The sequence below is a fragment of the Streptomyces sp. NBC_00859 genome (assembly GCF_045161865.1).
Classification (GTDB): Bacteria; Actinomycetota; Actinomycetes; order Streptomycetales; family Streptomycetaceae; genus Streptomyces.
Map to the genome: position 1 here is coordinate 1094468 of NZ_CP108826.1, position 21476 is coordinate 1115943.

Below are 21476 nucleotides of genomic sequence, written 5' to 3' on the forward strand. Positions count from 1 at the left end.
TGATTCCGTGTGGGTCGTGGGGACAGCTGGCGCCGCACGCCGAGGCAGGAGTGGAGGCGGCACCAGCTGTTCGCCTGAGGGGCGGATGCGGGCTGGGGTCAGGCGGACGGGTGGTGGTATCCGTCGTAGGGGACGCCGAGGTAGGGGAACTTGTCGAGGTAGGGGTTCTTCACGTCGTCGGGTGTCAGCCCGTCGGTGACCTGTCCTGCTGCGGGGTCAGGGGTGTAGGTCTTGTCGACGAGCGGGACGGTGACTCCGGCCAGTGCGCGCAGTTCGACAGTGACGACGTCGTCGAACACACGCCGGCCGTTGGGGAATCCGGCTGCGTCACCTGCGATGAGGCCCAGGATGTCGGGCTTGGTGCTGGGCGGCACCGCGACATTGAGGCGGAGCATGTCGGCCTGTGTGTCTCCGGTGTGGTTCTGGAAGCCTGGTACGACTCCGTCGGGGATGCCGGTCAGCAGGATCGCGAGGAGGTCTGCGCGCGCTGTGCCCGAGGTGTTGAGGGCCGCCAGATTCGGAAAGACGCCGGGGTAAAGCGTGGGCAGGAGCTTGGCCAGCTCGGGGTGGGCGACGTACGTCGCGAAGAGTTTGTCCTCCGAGGGCGGCAGCGTGTTCCAGAGGTCCTTCTTACCGAGCGGGACGAGGACTTCGTTGAAGAGCGGGTTGCCGAGGCGGGAGACCTGGACGAACGGACCCGTTTCACGGTCGCCGCCCTTCCCGGGCGACAGTACGCGGGCCTGGCGCCGGCTTGCCGTGGTCCACACACCGATCGTGGCCCTGGGGTCCTTGACGTCCCGGCCCCGCCAGCCCCGGCGGGTCAGTTCGGTGATGGGAACCTGCAGGGCCAGCGTGTGAACGTTGAGTTCCTTGGTGGTGTTGACGCCGTCCGCAGGCTGGGTGAAGACGCTCATGCCGAACTGGTTGTGCAGGTTCTGGAACGGCCTCAGGTTGCCGAGGTCGAAGATCGAACCGAGATCCACGTAGAAGCCTTCGGCGCGCTGCCCGGCGAAGACCTTGCGGCTGCGGCCGGCGTTGTGGACGGCCCTCGCGGCGAGGCCGGCGTAGTGCGGGGTGGAGAGCGGGCCGATGTTGCACGGAGGGCACTTGAGGTCGCGGCCCAGGACTGTGGTGCGTCCGCCTCGTTCGACGCGGGTGAGCGTGTAGCTCTGGTGGCGGTTCCAGTTGGGTGAGTCGAGGCTCAGGATCGGCCCGGTGTTGTAGAGGAAGCTGTCGGGGTCGCGCAGGCGGGTGGTGAACCGGAACTGGTAGGTCACATCGGGGCAGCCGTCGCCATCGTTGTCGATGTGGATCTCGTACAGGACGTCGTCGCCGAACTCGTAGAAGTTCGGTCCGCCCGCAGGGTTCTGGAGCGGAATGTAGTTGGCGATCAGAGTGACGCTGTCGGGCTGATCGGGGCTGACGAACGCGTACACGTCCGTGCTGTCAGCGACGGGGTCCTTGGAGATCTCGGGTGCTTCGCGGTGGGAAGACATCGAATGCCTCACAGAGTTGGGTGCGGCTTGGGTCGCCGCGTGCGGTGGACGCAGCTGGGTTGTGGGCTGGTTCAGCGGAGGTTGCGCATGATGGCCTCGGCCAGTCCTCGGTCGACCACCTCGGTGTGCTGGTCACCGTGGAAGATGTCGGCTGCTCCGGTCATCGCGTTGCGAAGGTGCACCACCACTTGCTGGTCCTCCCGACCGGTGGTGCTTTCCGCTGACGGCGGGCCGATCGGGCTGCCCTGAGGCTGATCGGCAGCGGCGTTACCGGCAGCGCCGAGGACCAGCACAGAGGCAGCTCCGGCGCCCGCTACGGCGGTGTTCTTCATCAGCCCCCGCCGCGAGAGCGGGGTCGTCTGCCCGGGTTCTGCCGGCTCGGGTACTGAGATCTCTTCGGACATGAATACTCCCTGTTCCGGATGGGGATGGGGATGGGGCGAGTCTGCGCGCACGGGTGCGCACCTCAATGCGAGAGCAGAGGTGAAGTGATGTCCCGTGAATGAAAGAGTTCGCGCCGGATCCGACGCGAACGGCCGCCGTCGGCAGAGGGAGACGGCCTTTCTCCTTCCGGAGTCAAGCCCGCCTGCCTGCAGCAAGTCAAGCAGACACGCCCAGTCCTCCGTTCGCCTCTCCGGCAGGACCAGGTCCGTCCGGGTGAATAAATTCTCCCTGTGGTCCCCGGCCAATCCAAAGCGCGCGTGGCCACGAATGCGTTCCCGGCAGATCGATCGAAAGGCGGCTCCGAAACTGGCCTCATAAACTCAAAGGAAAGCCGGACTGCGAAGCCTCAACACGCTTTCCCATGTCCTGTTCCGGTCGCGTATCCCGGGTGCCGCCTCATCTGAGGCCCAGGGCCTTCCTACGCATGCCCTTAGCTCGACTCTGTCGGCGACCTTGGAGTTTCCGGTGCGCCACAGTGATCAGCGGGCACGCTCGGGGCTGTTCCGAGGCGATGTAGCTGCTGTGGTGTCCGTTGTCACTGCGCCCTCGTTCCGGAGAGCAAGTCCCTGCTCCGACCGCGCCTCTGGTGCCCAGCACGCATCGCCTACCTGCTCGGCCTCAATCCCTCCACCCCGTGCACCGAGTGCTCAGCCGATACCGATTCGGCGTTCCGCAGTGGTGGGCGAGACCTGGAAGCGTTCAGCCGCGCGGCGCAGCGGCCATTGGCGTCGACCACGCATTGCGCCGGGCGCAGGGGGCCGGTTTCGGTCAGGGGTGCGTTGCGGTGGACCATGCCGGGCTTCCTGGCTCGGAGGATGACGATGGCCGGGTGCACGCCGAGGGCGGCGGCGAACAGGCGGGCGACCGAGTGGACGATGGACAGTTGACCGTGGTCGTCCGGGCCCCGGACCAGGCCCGGCCTGATCACGCCATGGCACGCGCCCGCCGGTGTACGGGTTACGGACCAACTGCTCCACGGCCAGTCGGTCAGCGGCCAGTCGGTCAGCGGTCAGCGGTCAGCGGTTCGATATGGAGGGCTCGTCCTCGGCGAAGTAGACCCGGATCCAGAAGGCCCCCGCGCGGTCGGTGACCTCGCCAATGCCGTGGGCATGAAGCCTCAGCCTGCTCCCACCTGGTCCGCCTGCTCCGCACCCTCGGACGCGTCACCGGAGCACGCCGGGGCCACTCCATCCTCGACAGAGCGCGCGAAGAAACCGGTGGACGGAGCCTCCCGTGCGCCCCGTAGTCTTCGGCCGGGAAGGGTGTACGAACGAGACGAGGGCGGACGAGATGGCCGAGCAGCACACCTACCGGGTCATTGTGCGGGGCACCTGGGGCGCGCTGACGGACGCTTCGCGGGCCCGGCTGCTCGCCGAGGTGGACGAGCACGGTCTGACGCAGATGCACTTCACCGAGCAGGGCTCACTCACCTACGACAGGGCGCTCAGCCACTTCTCGTTCCGCTATGTCGTCGTATCCGACGCGGCGGACGGCGATGAGATGGCGGGCGCGATCGCCGAGGACCGCGCGGAGACGGCGCTCAAGGAGCTGGGGCACGGCTTCGGTCCGCTGCGCTCGACCGTGACGGACATGGACACCATGAAGATCAACCGCAAGGGCCGCTGACCGCCCCGGGCTTGCGGGGCAGGGGCCCGCGGCGCCGCTGTCAGCGGACCGTCATCTCGGCGGTGAACGCCCAGCGCTCGTGGTCCCGCCAGGCGCCGTCGATGAAGAGGAAGTCCGGCGAGTACCCCTCCAGACGGAAGCCGGCCCGGCGGATCAGAGCGAGTGAGGCCTCATTGGCAGGCTGGATGTTGACCTCGAGGCGGTGCAGGCCGAGCGGGCCGAACGCGTACGCCATCACCAGACGGAGCCCCTCCCCCATCAGACCGCGGCCGGCGGCATGCGCGAAGGCGCCGTATCCGAGCGCCCCGCTGCGGAACGCGCCCTCCACAATGTTGTTGACGTTGATGAACCCCGCGATGCGACCTGCCGCCCCGGCCTCGTGTTCGCACACCAGGAAGCCCGCCTTCGACGGGTCCTCGATCAGCCGCCGGGCGTAGACGAGAAAGCCTTCCGGGTCGGCGGGCGGGGCGAGCCAGGGGTGGTGCAGATCCCTGCTCTCGCGCACCAGCGCGGTGAACTCCCCGGCGTCGTCGTACGAGAAGGGGCGGATGCCCACACGGGGGCCCGCGGCGAGGTATGGGGTCGTGTCCGGCATCGGGCCAGGTTAGTCCGGCCCGGCGCGCCGCACGGTGGCGGCCCCGGCGCGCCGCCGGCGGCTCACATCAGCGCCGGGACGTCCAGAGTGAGCGTGCCGGCGTCGGCGTCCAGGACTGCGGGGACACCGAGGGGCACCGTCTGCGCGGTGGTGCAGTGACCGAAGCCGAATTCCCCGACCACCGGGACGCCCAGCCCGCCGAGCCGGTCGGTCAGCACCGCGCGCATCTCGTCGGCCGGTGTGCAGTCCACCCAGGAGCCGAGCGCGATACCCGTGACACCGTCCAGCAGCCCCGAGCGGAGCAGCTGGGTGAGGATCCGGTCGATGCGGTAGGCCTCCTCGCCGATGTCCTCGATCAGCAGCAGCCCGCCGCGCGCCGAAGGGCGGGCGTGCGGCGTGCCGAGATCCGCGGCGAGCAGGGAGACGCAACCGCCGAGCGTGATACCGGCCGCCCGGCCGGGGACCAGGGTGCGGGCGGTGCCGAGGCCGAGCGTCCGCACCGTGTCGGGCTCGAAGAGCGTGGCACGCAGGGACTCCTGAGTGTCCGTGTCCTTCAGGAAGCTGAGTGCCGCGGTCATCGGGCCGTGCAGCGTGGACAGCCCCATCCGTACCGCGAACGCCTCGTGCAGCGCGGTCACGTCGCTGTAGCCGACGAACACCTTGGGGCCGGCCGCGCGCATCGCCGCCCAGTCGAGCAGATCGGTCATGCGCTGCGCGCCGTATCCGCCGCGCGCGCACAGGACCGCGGACACCCGCGGGTCGCACCACGCCTCCTGGAGGTCTCGGGCACGGGACTCGTCGTTGCCCGCGAGGTATCCGAACCGCGGGTGCCTGTCCAGCACATGGGGCATGACCACCGGGTCCAGGTCCCAGCCGCGGAGGATGTCGAGCCCCGCCGTGAGCCGGTCCTCCGGGACGGGTCCGCTGGGCGCCACGACGGCCACCCGGGAGCCCGGCCGCAGCCGGGCGGGCCGGGCCAGGGGTACGAGGGGCTGCGGAGTGCGGGCCGGGCGCGCGGGGCTCATGTGCCGAGCTCCAGGACGGGGACGCCGGGCTCGTCGATACCGAAGGTCTGCGCGTACAGGGAGAGTTCGCCCTCCAGTGCGCGGATCATGGTGTCGGCCCTGCGGAACCCGTGCCCCTCGCCCTCGAAGGTGAGGTACGCGTGCGGTACGCCGCGTCCCGCCAGCTGTGCCAGGAACCGCTCGCACTGGGCCGGCGGGCAGATGACGTCGTCGAGCCCCTGGAGCAGCAGGAACGGCGCGCTCACCCGGTCGGCGTGCTGGGCGGGCGAACGGTCCAGGTAGCGGTCGGGGACCCCGGCGAGCGGCCCGATGAGACTCTCCAGGTACTGGGACTCGAAGTCGTGTGTGCCGCCGTCGGACGCCCAGTCGGCCAGATCGAGGATGGGGTACATGATGGTGCCGCAGGCGAAGACCCCGGTGGCCGCCAGTGAGGCCGCGGACGTCCAGCCGCCGGCGCTGCCGCCGCGGATCGCGAGCCGGGCACGGTCGGCCGCCCCCTCGTCGGCGAGCGCCCCGGCGACGGCCGCGCAGTCCTCCACGTCGACGACGCCCCACTGCTCGCGCAGCCGGTTGCGGTACTCCCTGCCGTAGCCGGTCGAGCCGCCGTAGTTCACCTCCGCCACGCCGATGCCGCGTGACGTGAAGTAGGCGATCTCCAGGTCGAGTACGAGCGGGGCGTGGCTGGTGGGGCCGCCGTGCGCCCAGACGACGTACGGCGGGAGCTCCCCTTCGGGCACGGTGCGGTCCGGGCTGCGGGGCGGGTACACATGGGCGTGGATCTCCCGGCCGCCGGGTCCGGTGAACGCACGGACCTGCGGATCGGGGTAGTACGCGGGGTCCACCGCGTCCCGGTGCGGGGAGCCGATGACGCGGGTGTGGCCCGTCCTGGTGTCGAGCTCGACGACCTCGAACGTGCTGCGCGGGCCGGCCGCGAGGCCGACGACCCGGCTGCCGTACGCGGCGAGAGTCGAGGCCCACTCGGTCCAGGGGCCGGCCCCGTCGACGAGTTCACCGCTCTCCGGGTCGAGTACACCGAGCGCTGTGCCGCCCCGGCCGTGAACCACGGCGATCAGTCCGTTGTCCAGCGGTTCGAACCACTTGAGGCCGATCTTCCAGAGCGGTCCGCCGAATTCCTCGTCACGGGAACAGAGCGCGACCACGGCGCCGTCCCGTTCCGCCCGGTAGAGATTCCACCAGCCGGTGCGGTCGGACACGAACAGCAGCCGCCCGTCGGCCGCCCAGCAGACCTGGGCGACGGACTCGTCGGGCCCTCCGGCGAACCGGCGGGCATTCTCGAACGGCCCTCCCGCGGTGACGTCGGCGAGCATGACGTCGGTGCCGTCCCACGGCATCCGCGGATGGTCCCAGCCCAGCCAGACGGCGCGCCGGCCGTCCGGTGAGAGCTGCGCGCCGGTGACGAAGCGGTGCCGCCCGTCGGACAGTTCGGTCACCGCCGCACGGTCATCGGCGGCCGAACCGTCCAGCGGTACCGCCACGACGACCCGCCGCACGTCGGTGGGCGACTCGCCGGTGAACTCCTCCAGTACGCACCAGACTTCGCCACGGTCCGGATGGACCGTCGGGTCCACCCAGCGGAGTCCGCCGCCCACGGCGGAGACCGGGGTGAGCGGCCGCGGCTGCGCCGCCGCGCCCTGCGCGTCCGGCTCGTACGCGTAGAGGCGCTGGTCGGCGAAGTGGACGAAGACCACGAGCGGCCCGCCCGATGGCCGCGCCGCCGCCGCCCAGGGCTGTCCGCCGTACTCGATGACCCGGCTGCGGACGTTCCACGGGGCGGGCAGCGCCGTCTCCTCGCTGCCGTCCGCCCGCCGACGCACCAGCGCGCGCCGGCCGCCCTCCGCCGGGCGCGGCGCGGTCCACCACACCTCGTCGCCGACCGTCCCGAGGAATTCGGGGCGGCCGTCCTGCGCTGCCGCGAGTGCGGCGTCGATCGGCGAAGGCCAGGACCCGCAGGCCCCGGTGGGTGCCATACTCACAACTCCCCCTATGCGGTACGCAGATAGTGATCGAGCACCCTGACACCGAAGTGCAGTGCGTCCACCGGCACGCGCTCGTCGACCCCGTGGAACAGGGCCTGGTAGTCGAAGCCGATGGGCAGCCTCAGCGGCGAGAAGCCGTATCCGGTGATCCCCAGCCGGGAGAACTGCTTGGCGTCCGTGCCGCCCGACATGCAGTAGGGCACCACATGGCCCTCCGGTGCGAACCGCTCGACCGCCGCACGCAGTTTCGCGTACGTCGACGAGCCCACCGGGGCCTGCAGCGCGACCTCGCCGTGGTCGAACTCCCAGTCGACATCGGGCCCGGTGAGCCGGTCGAGCGTCTCGCGGAACTCGTCCTCGCCGCCGGGCACCATCCGCCCGTCGACGTACGCCGTCGCGTGCCCGGGGATCACGTTGACCTTGTAACCGGCTTCGAGCATCGTCGGGTTGGCGCTGTTGCGGACCGTCGGCTCGACCAGGGCCGCGGCCGGGCCCAGCTTCGCGAGCAGCGCGTCCACGTCGAGGCCCGGATCGGTGGTGTCCACATCGATGCCGTGCAGCGCGGCGATCTCCGTGAGCGCGGCCCGCACGGTCGGGGTCAGACGCACCGGCCACTGGTGATCGCCGATCCGGGCGACGGCGGCGGCCAGCCTGCTGACCGCGTTGTCCCGGTTGACCTTGGAGCCGTGTCCTGCCTTGCCGTGCGCGGTGAGTTTCAGCCAGGCCGTTCCGCGCTCCCCCGCCGCGATGGGGTAGACGGGCATGTCCGGGCCGGCGTGGAAGGTGAAGGCCCCGGACTCACTGATCCCTTCGGTGCAGCCCTCGAAGAGTCCGGCGTGGTGGTCGGCGAGGTAGCCGGAGCCGTCGACGGCGCTCGCCTCCTCGTCGGCGGTGTAGGCGATGACGATGTCGCGCCGTGGCCGCACGCCTTCGCGCGCCCAGGCCCGCACCACAGCGAGGACCATCGCGTCCATGTTCTTCATGTCGATGGCGCCGCGGCCCCAGACCACACCGTCGCGGACCTCACCGGAGAACGGATGCACCGTCCAGTCGTCCGGCTCGGCCGGCACGACGTCCAGGTGCCCGTGTACCAGCAGGGCGTCCGCCGACGGGTCGGTGCCCTCGATCCGCGCGACCACGTTGGTACGTCCGGGGGTGCGCTCCAGAAGCGTCGGCTCGATACCCGCACCGGCCAGCCGCTCGGCGACGTACTCCGCGGCGGGCCGCTCCCGGCAGTCGCCGCCGCCCCGGTTGGTCGTGTCGATCCGGATCAGCTCCGAGGTGAAGTCCACCACCTCGTCGAGCGCCACCGCGTCCAGTGAGACCGCTTCCATCGAGTTCACGTCAGCCATACTGTTCCTCCACCGCGGACGAGACGAGCGTCGTGACCGCCTTGAAGGTCCGAATGCCCTCATACATCGTCGCGCTGGTGTACGCGACGCGCCGCTCGGCGGTCCGCCGGACGCCCGGCACCACGGTCGCCGCACCCACCAGATGTTCCGCGTCGAACTCGACCTCCACCGTGAAGGCAGTGCCGGTCACGGGTTCGTGGCGCACCGCGAGCTCGGCGGCCTCCGCTGCGGCCGACCGGATGTCGGAGGCCGTACGGGCAGGGGTGCGGCAGACCGCGGCGTACCGCGAGACGTGGTCCTTCACCGCCACCGTGCGGGCCCGCGGCGCGTATCCCAGCGCGTCGGCGCAGGCCAGGTCGTCGCCGGTGACGAGCACCACGGGGACTCCGTACTCCGCGACGACGTGAGCGTTGAGCAGGCCCTCACTCGCCCGTACGCCGTTGAGCCAGACTCCGGTGATCGAGTTGGCGAGGTAGGTGTGAGCGAGTACGCCCTCCATGCCGGCGCCCGTGTGGTACCCGACGAAGGCGATCCCGTCCACGTCGCCGTGCTGGACACCCTCCACCATGGACAGCGACTTGTGGCGTCCCGTGAGCATCTGGACGCGCTCGTCGAGTTGCTCGATGAGGAGGTTGCGCATGGACCAGTGGGCCTCGTTGACGAGCACCTCGTCGGCGCCCCCGTCGAAGAAGCCGAGGGCCGCCGCATTCACGTCGGATGTGAACAGCGACCGGCAGCGTTCCCACTGCGAGCTGCCCGGCAGGACGTCACCGGGCCAGGTCACACCCGTCGCGCCCTCCATGTCGGCGCTGATGAGGATCTTCATAGCGCCCCACCGTACTCGCCACTGAATGCCCAGGCCAGGGGCTATGGGACCACCAGAGGTACACACCACTGACGTGAGTTCCACCGGCCCCGGACAGAGCACCGGTCACGTTCGGCGCTCCTGGTCGGTGCTCCCGTCGAGCCAGGCCAGAGCGGCTGCCACGAGGTTGTGCACGCCCGTTTCCAGGGTGGGATGCAGCGCGGGGGCGAACTCCGGTGAGTGGTTGCCGGGGAGTTCGTCGTGGGTGCCGTCGGCGAGTGCGGCCCGTACCGTGTCCGCATCGGGTCCGCCCCAGAACCAGTAGACGATCGGTACTCCGGCTGCCTGCGCGAGGAACCCGACATCCTCGCTCGCGGTGACGGCCGGTATCGGGAATATCCTCTCCTGGCCGACGCGGGCGGCCACGGCCGAAGCGGTCACACGAGTGGCTTCCGGATCGGACACGAGCGCGGGGCCGTCCATCAGCCATCGCACGACGGGCGGGCGAGGGCTGTTGCTCGCCGACGCCTCGGCATGGACGATGCGCTCCACCGCTCGGTGGAGCAGCGCCCGGGTGCTTTCCGAGTGGGCCCGCAGCGTGAGTCCGATCTCGGCGTGTCCGGGGACGATGTTGTCCTTGGTGCCCGCCTGGAGCCGGCCCACCGTCAGGACGGCGGTCTCGCCGGGCGGGACCTCACGGGCGACGATGCCCTGAAGGCGTACGACGACATGGGCCGCGAGCAGGACCGGGTCGACGGTCGTTTCCGGCCGGGCGCCGTGGCCGCCACGCCCGTAGAGGGTGATGGACGCCGCCTCGACACCGGCCATGACCGGGCCCTCGCGGAATCCCACGTACCCGGCGGGCAGTGGCCCGACATGCTGGCCGAGCACGATGTCGGGCTTGCCGAAACGCTCGAAGAGGCCGTCGGCGACCATGGCGCGGGCACCCTGGAGGGTCTCCTCGGCGGGCTGGAGAACCAGCATCAGCGTCCCCGACCAGGCGTCGCGGGACCCGGCGAGCAGGTGCGCAGCGCCGATCAGGGCGGCAGCGTGCATGTCATGCCCGCAGGCGTGCATGACGGGCACGGGGCTCCCGTCCGGGCCGGGGGCCTGCTCTGTGCTCGCGTACGGCAGGCCGGTCTGTTCCTCCACCGGAAGTGCGTCCGTGTCGGCGCGCAGGAGGACGGTGGGTCCGGGGCCGTTGCGCAGCAGCGCGACGATGCCCGTGCCGCCGACGCCGGTGTGCACCTCGTAGGGCAGCGCCTCCAGGGCATGGGCCAGCGTTGCGGCAGTGCGGTGCTCCTGGCCGGAGAGTTCCGGGTGCCGGTGGAGGTCCTGGTAGAGCTCGGAGAGTACGGGGAGCAGTTCGGTCAGCGCTGCGGTGTCCCGGTCACGCAGGACATCGGCCGGGCCGGCTGTGCTTCCGGCACTCTGCTCTGTGCTCATGGCTGGTTCCTCGCTGCGTGTCGGGAGCGGTGGTCCGTTCCGAGTATTCAGGACCGTGACCTGCGTACGTCACGGGGGCGCCCCCCTGACGTACACCTCCGGAGCCGCTCCCGGAGGTCGGCCGCGGACGCGGCTCCAACGTCAGGACCCGGGTGACCCCTTGGTCCCGGCTGCCGGGAATCCACGCCGGGGCAGCCGCATTCCCGGTTGGTCTGGATCAGCTAACTTCTCCGGATGGGGCGCGACTGCGGGCTTCAGGGGGAATACCGGTTCAAATCGATTCCTCTCCCCGGGGCGCACCCATGGCGACTGCTCTGTTCGCACCGGACACCCGACGGCCTGCGGTGCTCGTCGTGCAGATGGTGCTGGTGGCCGCCGCTTACTACGGATCGGCGCGGCTCGGCCTGCTCAGAGAAGTGGTCGTCGACGGAGCGGTGATCACGCCTCTCTGGCTGCCCACCGGCGTCGCCCTCAGCGCCCTGCTCCATCTGGGGCTCAGGGTCTGGCCCGGCATCGCGGTCGGTGCCCTGTTCTCCATCGCCACGATCAGCAGCACGCTCACTCAGCCAGGGGTCACCATCGCGGCGGGCAACACCCTGGCCCCCGTCTGCGCGTTTCTGCTGCTGCGCCGGGTGGGCTTCCGCCCGGCGCTGGACCGGCTGCGCGACGGTGTGGCCCTGGTCTTCCTGGGCGCGATGTCGGCGATGCTCGTCAGCGCCAGCATCGGATGCGGCACGCTGGCCGTCACCGGGAAGCTCCCCGGTGAGAAGTTCTGGCCGGTCTGGTCGGCGTGGTGGGCCGGTGACGCCATGGGCGTGCTCGTCGCCACCCCTGTGCTGCTCGTCCTGGGCAGAGCCAGGCTGCCCAGGGCAACCGACCGGTGGGCCGAAGCGACCGCGCTGTCCGTCACCGCCGTCGTGATCACCCTGCTGGCCACCCGGAGCTCGCTCGTCCTGCTCTTCCTCGTCTTTCCGCTGCTGATCTGGGCCGCGATCCGCTTCCAGCTGCCGGGCAGCGCCCCCTGCGCGTGTCTCGTCTCGGTGTTCGCGGTCATCGCGGCGACCGGGAACGTCGGCCCGTTCCGTCACCAGTCGCTGTTCGAAGTGACGGCCAATGTCGCACTGTTCAACGGTTCGGTGGCGCTGACCGCGCTGCTGCTGGCCGCGATCGTCACCGAGCAGAAGAACATCCGCAGCAAGATCGAGCTGGCCTGCCTGGAACTGGCCGACCTGGTCGAGCAGCTCGCGCCGGGGCAGGTGGGGATCCGGCCGCCCACCGACGGCGGTCTCTGAAACGCCCGCCGCCCACCTCAGCCAGGGGTGACGGGCACCCGGTCACGGTGAGGGAACTCCAGTACGGGACAGCCGAGTTCGTGGACCCGGGAGGCGATACCGGCCGCTTCCCGCACGCTCATGTCAGACAGGATTCCGGGAAGCCGTCCGGCCAGGTCCCGGCAGCCGGGGAAGCCGTCGCCCGGGGCGAAGCCGGGGGCTGTCGTCCCGGCGGCGCCGCCCTCCTCGACCTGCGCGGCATCGGCGGCGAGGACCAGGAGCCCGGGGCCGGGCAGCGGGTACGCCCACCAGAGCACGTCGATCCGGCCGCGCAGCGGCTCGTCGAGCCGGGCCCGGCCCGCCGACGGGCGGGCGGTGATACCGCTGACCGAGTCGCCGGGGCCGGGACCGGCACACATCCCCTCCGGCCCGTACTGCCCTTCCCGGCTCAACACTCCGGCCACCGGCAGCAGTTCACCCGCGGCGCAGCCGACGGCGTCCTGGCGCGCCACGCCGAACAGCCGGCGTGCACCGCTCGACCAGTACGAGACCATCCCTTCGGCATCGACGACCACCACGGCGAGCGGCAAACGGCCCGCCGCGGTGCCGCGCGGCTGGGCCGGCCGATGCGGTCCACCAAGGTCCATGGGTGGGAGGCTCCTTCCCGTCCGCAGGGCTCCGTGGGACGTGTGTCCACCGTACGGCGCCCGGTCCGGCGTCCGCGGGGCATCGGCTGAACAGGGCTCCGGAGAACGGCCGGTGGTGCACCATGCACACGCCGGCCCCTCAGTCCGCGCCGGTCAGTCCTCGTGCCCGAGCTGGAGGTCGCGCTCGGTACGTCCGCCGCCCGCGACCTGGAGCACCGTCGCGACCGGCGGGTAGCCCGCCGCGATCACGGTGTACTCACCGGACGACAGGTCCACGAAGCGGAAGGTGCCGTCAGGGCCCGTGGTGAGGGTGTCCACCACGTTCCCCGCCGCGTCCAGCAGCGTCACCCGCGCGTCCTCGACCGGCCGGCCGCCGCTGGCGCGCACGGTGCCGCGCAGTACGGCGCCGCCGGCGAGTTCCACGTCCTGCCGGGTCTCCCGTGCGGCCTGCACACTGACCGGCATCGCGGTGGGGCGGAACGCGGGCGCGCTGCCCGCGAGGGTGTACTCGCCGGCCACCAACTCGTTGATGACGTAGCTGCCTTCCCGCCCGCTGCGGGTGGAGGCGACGACCTCGCCGCGTACGTCGGTGAGGGTCACGGCCGCGTCGCGCACCGGCGTGCCGTCCGCGGTGACCACGGTCCCGGCCAGCCGTCCGGCGCCGCCGAGCACCACATCGAGATCGACGGGGCGTTCACCGACGGTCACGCTGACGGCCTGTGGCTGGTGGCCGCCGGCCGCCGCGATGAGGACGTACGAGCCGGATCCGGGCACGCTCAGCGCGTACCGCCCGTCCTCGCCGCTCGCACCGCGCCCGATCTGGCGCCCGGTGATGTCGATGAGAGTGAGTGCCGCGCGCGGCACCGTGGATCCGTCGTAGTGCTGGACGGTCCCGCAGACGGGGACGCCCGCGATGTACGGGGCTTCCGCGGCGCGGGCGGCGGGCACAGCGGCATCCGGTGCGGCTGTGGGGGCGTTGTGGGACACCAGCGGTTTCTCCTTGAGGAAGAAGGCGATGAACAGGCCGAGCGCGAGCACCGGCACGAGGTAGAGGAAGATCCGGGGCATGGCGTCGGCGTACGCCCGGATGTAGCCCTCCCGCAGCGCGGTCGGCAGTGAACGGACCAGCTGCGGGGTGATCGACTCGGGGTCGGGCAGCCGGGAGCCGGACGGGATACGGACCTTGAGTGCGTCGGTGAGCCGGCCGGCGAAGAGCGCGCCGAAGACCGCCGCCCCGACGCTGCCGCCGATCTGCCGGAAGTAGTTGTTGGCGCTGGTGGCTGTGCCGAGGTCGCGGGGTGCGACGGAGTTCTGCACGGCGAGCACCAGGACCGACATGATCAGCCCGATGCCGATGCCGAGTACGGCCATCCAGACGCTGTACGTGAGCTGGGGGGTGTCGGTCTCCAGACGCGAGAGCAGCCACATCCCGACGGCCGAGATCGCACAGCCGAGCAGCGGAAAGATCTTGTACCGCCCGGTGCGGCTGGTCAGCTGTCCGGAGACGATGGAGGCGACGACGACGCCGCCCATCATCGGCAGCATGAAGAGCCCGGACTCGGTGGCACTCGCGCCGTCGACCATCTGCAGGAAGGTCGGCAGATAGCTGGCGGCTCCGAAGAGCGCGACGCCCACCACAGCGCCGACGAGCGCCGTCACATTGAAGATCGAGTCGCGGAACAGCCGCAGCGGGATGATCGGTTCGGGCGCCCGGTGCTCGACGGCCAGGAAGAGCAAAGCCGCCACGACGCATCCCGCGGCGAGCCCGAGGACGGTGCGCGAGCCCCAGGCGTACTCGTTGCCGCCCCACGTCGTCAGGAGCACCAGACAGGTCGACGCGACAGCCAGGAGGAGCGCGCCGAGGATGTCCAGGCGCGGCTTGGCCGTGGGTTTCGGCAGTTTCAGCACCACTGCGATGACGGCCAGCGTGACCAGGCCGAACGGCACGTTGATGTAGAAGCACCAGCGCCAGGAGGCGTGGTCGGTGAAGAATCCGCCGATGAGCGGCCCGGCGACGGAAGCGAGCCCGAAGACCGCGCCGATCAGCCCCATGAACCGGCCTCGTTCGCGCGGCGGCACGATGTCCCCGATGATCGCCTGCACACCGATCATGAGACCGCCGCCGCCGATGCCCTGGACGGCGCGGAAGGCGATGAGTTCGTTCATCGTCCGGGACCAGCCGGCCAGCGCCGAGCCGATCACGAACACGACGATCGCGAACATGAAGATGCTCTTGCGGCCGAAGAGGTCGCCCAGCTTGCCGTAGACCGGCAGGCCGATCGTGGAGGCGAGAAGGTACGCCGTGACGGCCCAGGACATCTTGTCCAGGCCGTGCAGCTCACCGACGATCTTCGGCAGCGCGGTCGCCACGATCATCTGGTCGAGGGCTGCGAGCAGCAGCGTGAGCATCAGCCCGAAGAACACCATCCGGACCCGGCTGGGGCTGAGTTCGGCCCGCTCCCCCGGCGCGGGAGGTGGTGGCGGCTGACTCGCCGCCGTTTCCGTCCGGACATCGGTCTGCCCGTCCGGACCGTCCTTCACCAGAGTGATTCCACCCACGTACCGCTCCCCTCGTCGCGCCTGCGCCGCCCTTTTCTCGCATTCGACGACAAGGGGGTGCAAGCGCGACGATTGGCGCGCGAGGCGCACGCCGGGGGCTTCAGGGCCGGTGGGAGCCCCTACGGCGCACAACGGGGCCGTACAGAAAACCACTCGAACCGGTGAGCATCATTTCCGCCCGAAGGGGTTACGCGGCGAGCCGGCCGTGCCGGTCGGCCTCACTTGCCCACTTCGGCGTCGAGCTTCGCGAGCAGCTCGTCGTAGATGCGGCCGAGCCCCTTGGGAGCGAAGGTCTTCTCGAAGAACCCGCCGACGCCCCCGGCGCCGTTCCACACGGTGGAGACGACGACCTTGGACTTCCCCTCGCCCGCGGGGGTGACTGTCCAGGTGGTCACCATGGACGAGTTCCGGTCCTTCTCGGCGAGCTGACCGTCCGTCGGCTCGGTCACGTCGAGCAGGCAGTCCCGGATGCGCTTGCTGGTGGCCTGGAGCTTCCAGTGGACGAGCGTGCCGGCGCCGTCACCGCCCTCCCGGACCTCGTACTCGCTGAAGTGTGCGGGCAGGAGCTTCGCGCGCGTGCCGCTGTAGTCCGCGAGCGCGTCGAACACCGCCTCCGCGTCCGCCGCGATGATCCGCTCGGTGGTGGCCTCTACCTGCGCCATGCCAGTTCCTCCAGCTGTCGTTCTTCAGTCGGTGTGATGAACCGCGTGCTGAGCCAACCACCTCGGGTGCGGGCACGGAAATCCGGGTTGCGCATACGATGGGAACAGGTGTTCTATTCGAGAGTACGTGCTATCGAGGAGGCGCCATGCGCTGGGACCAGCTGACCGAGAACGGCGGGACTGCCGTCACCACAGGGGACGTCGGAACCGGTCAGAACGCCGCCCTGTTCGGAGCGGACACAGTGACCACCCGAACCTTCGACACCCCGGAGTTCCGGGGGATCACCTTCCACGAGGTACGGGCCCGTTCGATCGTGAACCGGGTACCGGGGGCCTCGCGCATGCCGTTCGAATGGACGGTCAACCCCTACCGCGGCTGCAGTCACGCCTGCGTCTACTGTTTCGCGAGGAAGACGCACAGCTATCTGGACCTCGACACCGGCCTCGGCTTCGACTCGCAGATCATCGTGAAGGTCAACGCACCGGAGCTGCTGCGCGGCAAACTCGCCTCCCGCCAGTGGCAGGGCGCGCACATCGCGATGGGCACCAATGTCGACTGCTACCAGCGCGCCGAGGGCCGCTACCGGTTGATGCCGGGCATCATCTCGGCCCTCACCGAGTACGCGAATCCGTTCAGCATCCTGACCAAGGGAACGCTGATCCTGCGCGACCTGGAGCTGCTCCAGCAGGCCGCACGGGTCACCGATGTCGGCGTCTGCGTCTCGGTCGGCTTCGTGGACGAGGATCTGTGGCGCACGGTGGAGCCCGGCACCCCGTCACCACTGCGCAGGCTCGACGCCGTGCGGACGCTGACCGACAGCGGGATCGGCTGCGGCGTGCTGATGGCTCCGGTGATCCCGTTCCTCGGAGACCATCCCGACCAGCTGCGCGCCACCGTCCGCGCCGTCGCGGCCGCCGGGGCGACATCGGTGACCCCGCTCGTCCTGCATCTGCGGCCGGGGGCGCGCGAGTGGTTCATGTCCTGGCTCGGACAGCACCATCCGCAACTGGTCCGGCGCTACGAGCGGTTGTACGCCGAGGGGGCCTATGCCCCCAAGTGGTACCAGCGGCGGATCACCCGCCAGGTGCACGAGCTGGCCACCGAATACGGCATCGGGCCCACCCAGCGCACCGTCCCGCGCCGGGCCGGGCGGACGCCGTACCCGCACGGGCCTTCGGCACCGGAGCCCACCCAGCTGACGCTGATCTGAACCGGACGGCCAGAATGGACCCATGACGACACCAGCCGGAACCCGTCCGCCGGTCGGTCTGAGGGGCATGGGGGTCGAGGACTGCGAAGCGGTGGGCGTGGTGCGAGTACGGGGCTGGCAGTTCGCGTACCCCGGGCTCGTCCCCCAGCCGTACCTCGACGCGATGGACCCGGCCCGTGACGCGGCCGCGCGCCGCGCACAGTTCGCCGAGGGCGGGGCGAGAACCGTCCACGTGGTCGCCGAACGGGAAGGTGCCGTCGTCGGCTGGGCCTGCTGCGGACCGCACCGGGCCGACGCGGCACATACGGGTGGCGCCGAGCTGTACGCCATCTACGTACTGCCCGGACACCTCTCGTCCGGCGTCGGGCGCGCGCTGCTGGACGAGATGATCGCCCGCGCCACCGCGGCGGGCCACCGCACCCTGCGCCTGTGGGTCCTCGCGGGAAACACCCGCGCGCGCCGGTTCTACGAGAAGGCGGGTTTCACTTTCGACGGCACGGAGGACACCTTCCGGGTGGCCGGGAGCCCGGTCCCCGAGGTGCGTTACGCGAGAAGGCTCAGCGACCGCGACGCCGCGATGCCCAGCGCCGGTTGAGTCAGAGCGGCTTCGAGTACCGGACGGGCGCGCGGGTCGCCGAGCAGTCCGAGCCCGTCGACGCAGCCGAGCGCGACCCGCGCATGCGGGCCGTCCGGTGTCAGCAGCGGCGCCAGTGTGCGGATCAGGGCGGGCACGGACTCGGGCGCGCGCAACTCCGTGAGCAGCCGCACCGGTTGCAGCGCATAGGCCGTGCGGAGCGGGTTCGTGGCGAGGGCCGCCGCCGCGCGGGCGGTGCGCGGATCACCGAGACGGACGAGCGCGTGCGCCGCGGACACGCAGCGCTCCGGGTCGCGGTGGTTGAGCAGCAGCACGAGGGCCTCGAAGGCCCGGCTGTCACCTGCGCGGCCGAGCCGGATGGCAGCGAGCTCCCGCGCCCACAGCGGCTGTCCGGTGGCGGTGAGGACGCCGGCCAGCTCCTCACGGTCACCGGTGGCCATCAGCCGCCTGTACGCCGCCGAGCCTCCCGCCTCGTCCCGCAGCCGGTCCGTGAACGACCGCAGTTCCTCGTCCATGCTCGAAGCGTAGTGCCGCGACCGCGACCGCACTTGGCGTACGGCCTTCCCGGCCGAAGCGGGTCTCACCGGCGCCGGTGAACGCAGGCCGGCCCTCCCTCACCGCACCGCGGACCCGTCGCGGGCCGCCGCCACCAGCGCGGCCATCACCCGGGTGTCGTCGCCGGCCTCCGGGTGCCACTGCACGGCCAGTGTGAAGGCGCGTGCTCCGGGCAGCTCCAGCGCCTCGACGGTGCCGTCGTCCGCGTACGCCGAAGCGAGCAGTCCGGGGGCGAGCCGGTCCACCGCCTGATGGTGGTAGGTGGGTACGGACACCGGTTCGGGCAGTGCGTCGCCCAGCAGCGTCCCCGGGACGGGCGTGACGGCATGGCGGTCGAAGACCCCGGGTGCACCGGCGTGGCCGTCGAGATGCTGGACGAGAGTGCCCCCCAGTGCGACGTTCAGCAGCTGCAGCCCCCGGCAGATGCCGAGCAGCGGTACACCGCTCTGCAGCGCGGCCTCGATCAGGGCCAGTTCCCAGGCGTCCCGCTCCAGGGCCGGCGGCCCGGTCCTGGGGTGCGCGGCCGCACCGTAGCGGGCGGGCTGGACGTCCGCCCCGCCGGCGATCACCAGCCCGTCCAGGCGGGCGACGGCCGGCGCGGCGGCCGACGGGTCGTCGGGCGGCAGCAGCGCCGCGAGCCCGCCCGCTCGCTGCACCAGCCGGGGGTATCCGGCGGGCACGAGCGCAGCGGGCAACGCCCATACCCCCCACCGGGCCTCTTCCAGATAGGTACTGATGCCGATCAGTGGCTGGGACATCGGGGCGCCTCCGGGCGTGTGCGTGACGGGCGGCCGGAGTGCGGGGCCGGCCGCCCCGGTGGTCAGTCGCGTTCGAGTTCGGCCTCGGCCGCCGCCAGCGCCGCGAACTCCTCCTCGGGCGCCGCGGCCACCAGCCGGTGGCGGGAGTAGCAGGCGAAGTAGGCCAGCGCCACGCCGTAGACGCCCAGCGCGATGAAGGCCGCCTCCTTGTCGACCAGGAAGGTCGCGACCAGCGCCGAGCAGGCGAGGACGAAGGCGACGGACGAGGTCAGCATGCCGCCGGGGGTGCGGTACGGGCGGTGCAGGGCGGGTTCGCGGCGGCGCAGCACGATGTGCGAGAGCGACATCAGCGCGTAGGAGATGGTGGCGCCGAAGACCGCGACATTCAGCATCCGCGCTCCGTCGCCGGTGGCCGCCGCGAGCCCGAAGCCGAGCGCGCCGGGGATGAGCAGGCCGAGATAGGGCGCCTTGCGGCGGCTGGTGAGGGAGAGGAAGCGCGGGAGGTATCCGGCCCGGGACAGCGCGAAGAGCTGCCGGGAGCCGGCGAAGATGAGCGAGAAGAACGAGGCGACCAGGCCGGCGAGGCCCGCATAGTTGACGATCCTGCTGACCACGGTCGGCTCGCCGTGCGGCTGCAACGCCCGGACCAGTGGATCGCCGGCCGACTGGACAGCGGCCGAGCCGCGGGCGCCGGTCGCCGCGATGAAGGTGACCAGGGCGAGCAGCAGCAGAATCCCCATCGCGGCTGCCATTGCCTTCGGCAGGACTCGGGCCGGGTCCCTGGTCTCCTCGGCGGCCAGCGGTACACCCTCGACGCCGAGGAAGAACCACATTCCGAACGGGAAGGCCGCCCAGATGCCCAGAACGCCGAACGGCAGCCAGGAGTTGGCCCCGAAGGCGCCGGCGTCGACCGGGATGTCGTTGAGCGAGTCCACGTGGAAGTCGGTGAGCGCGGCCAGCGCGAAGACGACGATCGCGGCGACGGCTATCGCGGTGACGACCAGGCTGAACCGCAGCGCCTCACCGACGCCCCACAGATGGATGCCGATGAAGATCACAAAGCAGGCGAGGTAGACCGGCCAGCCGGAGTGGAGGCCGAACAGGCCGAGCGCTTCGACATAGTCACCGAGGAAGATGGCGATCGCGGCGGGCGCCAGCACGTATTCGATGAGGATCGCGGTTCCGGTCAGGAAGCCGCCCCAGGTTCCCAGTGCGCGCCGGGCGAAGCCGTAGCCCCCGCCCGCGGTCGGCAGGATCGAGGACAGCTCCGCCAGCGCGAAGACCAGGCAGGTGTACATCAGGCCCATCAGTACGCCGGCGACGGCGAGTCCGCCGAAGCCACCGTGTGCCAGGCCGTTGTTCCATCCCGAGAAGTCACCCGAGACGACGTAGGCGACGCCCAGACCGGTCAGCAGCAGCGGTCCGGCGCTGCCGCGGCGCAGCGCCCGTCGCTCCAGATAGGCGTCCCCGGGCGATGGGCTGCTGTCGGGGGAGGACGTGGGCGGTGCGGTCCGTGTTGATTCCTCGCTGTCGGCCATGAGCCGCTCCTGCCTCGCCGATGGGGATCCGGAGTAAAGGTTCAGCGGCATACCTTTGCGGTCCTGCCGCTCCAGCGCAAGACCCGCGCCACAACGGATCGTCAGGAGACCGGAGCCGTGAGGAATCCCCGCAGGAGGGCGGCGGTCCCGCAGCAGTGTTCGCGCATCACCTCGCGTGCGCCGTCCGCGTCGCCGTCGAGAACCGCCTCCACCAACGCGCCGTGCTGGGTCTGCGAATGCTCCAGGTTCCGCACCAGGAGCGGAATGCAGTCCAGCAGGTCGTTCACGCCCGAGCGCACCGCCGCGTACTGGGCCGCCAGCGAGGCCGAGCCGGACAGTTCCGCGAGCGTCAGATGCAGCATCGTGTCGCACCTGCGGTAGCCGGCGAGCGGTGCGTCATGGGTCGCCTCCAGAGCGGAGCGCAGCCTGTCGCCCTCCGTGACGGTCAGCCCATGGGTCGCGCACAGGCCGGCCGCACCGACCTCCAGCACCTCCCGGAACCGCAGAGTGTCCTCGACGTCGATCTTCCCGATCCGGCGGCGCAGTTCGGCCTCGCCCGGATTCTCCGTACGGGTCCGTACGAACGTACCGCCGTAGCGCCCGCGCCTGGCCTCCACCAGACCCTGGTCCTGAAGGACCTTCAGGACCTCACGCAGGGTCACCCGGCTGATCCGCAGCCGGTCCGCCAACTCCCTTTCGGAGGGCAGCCGTTCACCCTGCGACACCAGGCCGAGCCGGACTATCTGGAGTATCTGCTCCAGCGCCTCCTCGAAGCCGTTGCCCGCCCGCACCGGCCGCAGCACGGGCGCGAGCCGGTCCACCGCACCGTCCATCGCCGACCCCTTCCCAATCAATGGTTCACACGCCTACCTTATGACTTCCGGATGCAGTGAT

19 protein-coding genes and 1 pseudogene are annotated in these 21476 nt (G+C 70.9%); 4 read left to right on the forward strand and 16 right to left on the reverse strand.

Features of this window, described 5'->3' with window-relative positions; translation table 11 throughout:
- Positions 1–98: 98 nt before the first annotated feature.
- From OG584_RS04595 to OG584_RS04605, 3 genes and pseudogenes are all read right to left on the reverse strand, one after another.
- Positions 99–1496: a DUF4331 domain-containing protein gene (locus OG584_RS04595; RefSeq protein WP_405775220.1), complete on the reverse strand. Its 1398-nt coding sequence runs from the start codon at positions 1494–1496 to the stop codon at positions 99–101.
- A 71-nt stretch (positions 1497–1567) separates the two neighbouring features.
- Positions 1568–1900: a hypothetical protein gene (locus tag OG584_RS04600; protein ID WP_405775222.1), complete on the reverse strand. Its 333-nt coding sequence runs from the start codon at positions 1898–1900 to the stop codon at positions 1568–1570.
- A 705-nt stretch (positions 1901–2605) separates the two neighbouring features.
- A pseudogene (locus OG584_RS04605) lies at positions 2606–2733 on the reverse strand (IS481 family transposase); the annotation flags it as partial.
- Between the two features lie 497 nt (positions 2734–3230).
- On the opposite strand from OG584_RS04605, the gene OG584_RS04610 reads away from it, so the two are divergent.
- Entirely contained in the window at positions 3231–3566 is a 336-nt protein-coding gene (locus OG584_RS04610; RefSeq protein ID WP_405783887.1) for a DUF6204 family protein, read from the forward strand.
- 40 nt (positions 3567–3606) lie between these two features.
- On the opposite strand, the gene OG584_RS04615 is transcribed toward OG584_RS04610, so the two are convergent.
- The 6 genes from OG584_RS04615 to OG584_RS04640 form a co-directional block, all read right to left on the reverse strand.
- Positions 3607–4161 (reverse strand): GNAT family N-acetyltransferase, encoded by a 555-nt coding sequence (locus OG584_RS04615; RefSeq protein ID WP_405775224.1) that lies wholly within the window; start codon positions 4159–4161, stop codon positions 3607–3609.
- Positions 4162–4223: 62 nt separating this feature from the next.
- On the reverse strand, positions 4224–5186 hold the full coding sequence (locus tag OG584_RS04620) for an LD-carboxypeptidase (protein ID WP_405775226.1): 963 nt from the start codon (positions 5184–5186) through the stop codon (positions 4224–4226).
- A complete protein-coding gene (locus OG584_RS04625; protein ID WP_405775228.1) occupies positions 5183–7174 on the reverse strand; it encodes a prolyl oligopeptidase family serine peptidase in 1992 nt (663 codons plus the stop codon). The genes OG584_RS04620 and OG584_RS04625 overlap by 4 nt, the downstream gene beginning before the upstream one ends.
- Before the next feature lie 14 nt (positions 7175–7188).
- The gene (locus OG584_RS04630) at positions 7189–8535 is read right to left on the reverse strand and encodes a M20/M25/M40 family metallo-hydrolase (protein ID WP_405775229.1); all 1347 of its coding nucleotides are present in this window, start codon (positions 8533–8535) and stop codon (positions 7189–7191) included.
- Positions 8528–9361, reverse strand: a complete 834-nt coding sequence (locus OG584_RS04635; RefSeq protein WP_405775231.1) for a M55 family metallopeptidase — start codon at positions 9359–9361, stop codon at positions 8528–8530. The genes OG584_RS04630 and OG584_RS04635 overlap by 8 nt, the downstream gene beginning before the upstream one ends.
- Before the next feature lie 105 nt (positions 9362–9466).
- On the reverse strand, positions 9467–10786 hold the full coding sequence (locus OG584_RS04640; RefSeq protein ID WP_405775233.1) for an amidohydrolase: 1320 nt from the start codon (positions 10784–10786) through the stop codon (positions 9467–9469).
- Positions 10787–11088: 302 nt separating this feature from the next.
- Between OG584_RS04640 and OG584_RS04645 the strand changes: the two genes are divergently transcribed.
- Complete coding sequence (locus OG584_RS04645; protein WP_405775235.1) at positions 11089–12078, forward strand: MASE1 domain-containing protein; 990 nt, start codon at positions 11089–11091, stop codon at positions 12076–12078.
- Between the two features lie 17 nt (positions 12079–12095).
- Here OG584_RS04645 and OG584_RS04650 read toward each other — a convergent pair whose 3' ends face one another.
- The 3 genes from OG584_RS04650 to OG584_RS04660 all read right to left on the reverse strand — a co-directional run bounded on the left by OG584_RS04650 (position 12096) and on the right by OG584_RS04660 (position 15925).
- Entirely contained in the window at positions 12096–12704 is a 609-nt protein-coding gene (locus OG584_RS04650; protein ID WP_405775236.1) for a PAS domain-containing protein, read from the reverse strand.
- A gap of 153 nt (positions 12705–12857) precedes the next feature.
- Positions 12858–15263 carry an MFS transporter gene (locus OG584_RS04655; protein ID WP_405775238.1) on the reverse strand — a complete coding sequence of 802 codons (2406 nt, stop codon included), beginning with the start codon at positions 15261–15263 and terminating at the stop codon, positions 12858–12860.
- A 218-nt stretch (positions 15264–15481) separates the two neighbouring features.
- On the reverse strand, positions 15482–15925 hold the full coding sequence (locus tag OG584_RS04660) for an SRPBCC family protein (RefSeq protein WP_405775240.1): 444 nt from the start codon (positions 15923–15925) through the stop codon (positions 15482–15484).
- Between the two features lie 146 nt (positions 15926–16071).
- On the opposite strand from OG584_RS04660, the gene OG584_RS04665 reads away from it, so the two are divergent.
- Together OG584_RS04665 and OG584_RS04670 are read left to right on the forward strand one after the other, a co-directional pair.
- A complete protein-coding gene (locus OG584_RS04665; protein WP_405775242.1) occupies positions 16072–17136 on the forward strand; it encodes an Rv2578c family radical SAM protein in 1065 nt (354 codons plus the stop codon).
- A gap of 22 nt (positions 17137–17158) precedes the next feature.
- The gene (locus OG584_RS04670) at positions 17159–17731 is read left to right on the forward strand and encodes a GNAT family N-acetyltransferase (RefSeq protein WP_405775244.1); all 573 of its coding nucleotides are present in this window, start codon (positions 17159–17161) and stop codon (positions 17729–17731) included.
- On the opposite strand, the gene OG584_RS04675 is transcribed toward OG584_RS04670, so the two are convergent.
- From OG584_RS04675 to OG584_RS04690, 4 genes are all read right to left on the reverse strand, one after another.
- A complete protein-coding gene (locus tag OG584_RS04675; RefSeq protein WP_405775246.1) occupies positions 17680–18246 on the reverse strand; it encodes a HEAT repeat domain-containing protein in 567 nt (188 codons plus the stop codon). The genes OG584_RS04670 and OG584_RS04675 overlap by 52 nt on opposite strands.
- Positions 18247–18345: 99 nt before the next feature.
- A complete protein-coding gene (locus tag OG584_RS04680; protein WP_405775248.1) occupies positions 18346–19044 on the reverse strand; it encodes a gamma-glutamyl-gamma-aminobutyrate hydrolase family protein in 699 nt (232 codons plus the stop codon).
- A 62-nt stretch (positions 19045–19106) separates the two neighbouring features.
- A complete protein-coding gene (gene eat / locus OG584_RS04685) occupies positions 19107–20582 on the reverse strand; it encodes an ethanolamine permease (protein ID WP_405775250.1) in 1476 nt (491 codons plus the stop codon).
- A 101-nt stretch (positions 20583–20683) separates the two neighbouring features.
- A complete protein-coding gene (locus tag OG584_RS04690; protein WP_405775252.1) occupies positions 20684–21415 on the reverse strand; it encodes a FadR/GntR family transcriptional regulator in 732 nt (243 codons plus the stop codon).
- Positions 21416–21476 lie beyond the last annotated feature (61 nt).

Coding starts and splice junctions, on each gene's coding strand:
- OG584_RS04595 (WP_405775220.1), bottom strand. CDS start 1,496: ATGTCTTCCCACCGCGAAGCACCCGAGATCTCCAAGGACCCCGTCGCT.
- OG584_RS04600 (WP_405775222.1), bottom strand. CDS start 1,900: ATGTCCGAAGAGATCTCAGTACCCGAGCCGGCAGAACCCGGGCAGACG.
- OG584_RS04610 (WP_405783887.1), top strand. CDS start 3,231: ATGGCCGAGCAGCACACCTACCGGGTCATTGTGCGGGGCACCTGGGGC.
- OG584_RS04615 (WP_405775224.1), bottom strand. CDS start 4,161: ATGCCGGACACGACCCCATACCTCGCCGCGGGCCCCCGTGTGGGCATC.
- OG584_RS04620 (WP_405775226.1), bottom strand. CDS start 5,186: ATGAGCCCCGCGCGCCCGGCCCGCACTCCGCAGCCCCTCGTACCCCTG.
- OG584_RS04625 (WP_405775228.1), bottom strand. CDS start 7,174: ATGGCACCCACCGGGGCCTGCGGGTCCTGGCCTTCGCCGATCGACGCC.
- OG584_RS04630 (WP_405775229.1), bottom strand. CDS start 8,535: ATGGCTGACGTGAACTCGATGGAAGCGGTCTCACTGGACGCGGTGGCG.
- OG584_RS04635 (WP_405775231.1), bottom strand. CDS start 9,361: ATGAAGATCCTCATCAGCGCCGACATGGAGGGCGCGACGGGTGTGACC.
- OG584_RS04640 (WP_405775233.1), bottom strand. CDS start 10,786: ATGAGCACAGAGCAGAGTGCCGGAAGCACAGCCGGCCCGGCCGATGTC.
- OG584_RS04645 (WP_405775235.1), top strand. CDS start 11,089: ATGGCGACTGCTCTGTTCGCACCGGACACCCGACGGCCTGCGGTGCTC.
- OG584_RS04650 (WP_405775236.1), bottom strand. CDS start 12,704: ATGGACCTTGGTGGACCGCATCGGCCGGCCCAGCCGCGCGGCACCGCG.
- OG584_RS04660 (WP_405775240.1), bottom strand. CDS start 15,925: ATGGCGCAGGTAGAGGCCACCACCGAGCGGATCATCGCGGCGGACGCG.
- OG584_RS04665 (WP_405775242.1), top strand. CDS start 16,072: ATGCGCTGGGACCAGCTGACCGAGAACGGCGGGACTGCCGTCACCACA.
- OG584_RS04670 (WP_405775244.1), top strand. CDS start 17,159: ATGACGACACCAGCCGGAACCCGTCCGCCGGTCGGTCTGAGGGGCATG.
- OG584_RS04675 (WP_405775246.1), bottom strand. CDS start 18,246: ATGGACGAGGAACTGCGGTCGTTCACGGACCGGCTGCGGGACGAGGCG.
- OG584_RS04680 (WP_405775248.1), bottom strand. CDS start 19,044: ATGTCCCAGCCACTGATCGGCATCAGTACCTATCTGGAAGAGGCCCGG.
- eat (WP_405775250.1), bottom strand. CDS start 20,582: ATGGCCGACAGCGAGGAATCAACACGGACCGCACCGCCCACGTCCTCC.
- OG584_RS04690 (WP_405775252.1), bottom strand. CDS start 21,415: ATGGACGGTGCGGTGGACCGGCTCGCGCCCGTGCTGCGGCCGGTGCGG.